Annotated in this window: 2 protein-coding genes and 1 pseudogene; all 3 read right to left on the minus strand. The window is 67.0% G+C overall.

Going from position 1 to position 1,961, the window contains the following annotated elements:
- On the minus strand, positions 1-675 hold a 675-nt coding region (locus GX543_RS17760), incomplete at its 3' end, for a MoxR family ATPase (protein WP_290853859.1).
- A 58-nt stretch (positions 676-733) separates the two neighbouring features.
- A complete protein-coding gene (locus tag GX543_RS18845; protein ID WP_366929091.1) occupies positions 734-1,303 on the minus strand; it encodes a hypothetical protein in 570 nt (189 codons plus the stop codon).
- Positions 1,300-1,961 (minus strand): annotated as a pseudogene (locus tag GX543_RS18850) (hypothetical protein); the annotation flags it as partial. The gene GX543_RS18845 and the pseudogene GX543_RS18850, both read right to left, overlap by 4 nt.

The following is a 1,961-nucleotide window of genomic DNA, read 5'->3' on the forward strand; positions in this document are numbered from 1 at the left end:
ACCGAACGCCACTGCGTCGGAGAACTTCTCCGGGTCCAGGCGGGGCAGAGTCGCACGTGGCCACGTCCCGCCGAGGCCCCGGACAACCACTTCGTGGTCGTAGGTCCAGTTCAGGTGCACGAATCGGTTGGCCAACGGCGGGCTCAGCTCCCAGCCGTCCGCTGCCGACGATGGTGGGTTGGCGGCGGCCACGATGCGCACTCCGGGTGGCAGTTGCAGTGCCCCGATTCGTCTTTCGAGGACGAGACGGAGCAAAGCGGCCTGCACGGCGGGCGGTGCCGTCGACAGTTCGTCCAGGAAGAGCAGCCCTCGGCCGGCCTCTACAAGCCGCACAGCCCAGTCCGGCGGGGCCATCGGAACGCCCTGTGTGGCGGGGTCGTCCCCGAGCACGGGCAGACCCGAGAAGTCGGACGGCTCGTGCACGCTCGCGATGACGGTGGTCAACGGGAGATCCAACGCCTCGGCGAGCTGGGTCAGGGCGGCGGTCTTGCCGATTCCCGGTTCGCCCCACAGCAGTACTGGGAGATCTGCGGCAACGGCCAGGGTGAGTGCCTCGAGTTGGTCGTCGGGTCGAGGTTCGGTGGTGACCGCGCCGATCATCCTCAACAGTGTTGCGGCACTGTCAAGTTCATCGTGCTGCGACGGTGCGGTTAGGAGCGTGGAAAACATGTGCATCACCTGGGGTATCGAGTCGAGCAGCAGCTCAACGGGTTCCGGAGAACGTGAAGGAGAGTCAGTGAGAACGGGTCCGGCGCGACCGTGCGGTGCGCCGAGGTCGCCTTGCAGGTGGCGGCTCCACCGGTGAGGTACGGAACCGGTCGTAGCTGGTGCGGCGCTCGACGGCTTCACGGAGCTCGTCCAGCAGGGGTCCGTCACGGAGAACCGCGTCGGGGCCGAGCAGTCCTTCGACGACTGCCAGCGCTCCGTCGGCGTCTCCGTGGTCCAGACGTTCACGAACGCCCGGCAGACAGTCCGGACGGCGAAGAGCTTGGTCGATGACCTGCAGACACGGCAAAGGAGTGCCACCCAATTCGACGAGCAGTTCCTCACGCCGAATCTCGGCGGGATCGTGGTCGAGTGCGGTCAATGCTCCGTCGACCAATCCGATCCGGTGCTGTTCACCACGGCACTCGACGTTGTCGATCCGATTCGTCGGCGTCGATCTCGACGATGACGGCGGCAGCCGGCCCGGACCCAGGGCGGCGGCGACCAGCGGGTGCAGTCGGTCGACGGTGATCGCTCCCGCCCGAATCAATTCCAGATCCGGTAACACCCAGGTCGCCGCGTCAGGCAGCACGGTCACGCGGCGAGCCGGCCGCGCGGGTAGTCGTCCACGAGACGCACGGCGGCGGGTTCGGTGCCGGCCGATTCCACCACCACGTCGTGTCGGCCCCCGCATCGCACCCGAACGGGACCGTCACTTTTCCCGTCCGCACGAGTGACGATGCGGGCTTCGGCGGCCCAACGGTCGACGGCGCACCCCTCCGGTATCACCTCACCCAGACCGGGGTCGAGGCCGGCAGAATCCGGCAATCGACCTGTCCCGCAGCGTATTCGTAGCTCACCCGATCTGCGGGTGTCCCACAGATGCCGATGGAGGTCGAGCCGGAAACGCCGGTTGGGGCGAGGATGCGGATGATTCGCAGGATGGGAGCCAGTCCACAGCGTCAGGACGAGTCTCTGCCCTGCATCAGCCCAGGCCGGAGCGGTGCGGACGACCAGGTGAACCGAACCGCCTCCACTGCAACGCTTTCGACACTCATCGAACCCATATCGGGCAAGCGCGACAGTCAGCCCGGGCCGAAGTAGTCCGTCGGGGGCCACGCGCGGTAGGTGCCAGCGCAGCAAATCGGGGGCCAGATAACGCAGGTCGTCCAAGACCTGCGATGCGACGTCGACACCGTGCGTGTAGCGCAAGGCGCCCAAGTCGATGTCGACATCGAATCCCGCTGCAGCACAGG

The organism is Gordonia sp. (in: high G+C Gram-positive bacteria) (genome assembly GCF_012515855.1).
Classification (GTDB): domain Bacteria; phylum Actinomycetota; class Actinomycetes; order Mycobacteriales; family Mycobacteriaceae; genus Gordonia.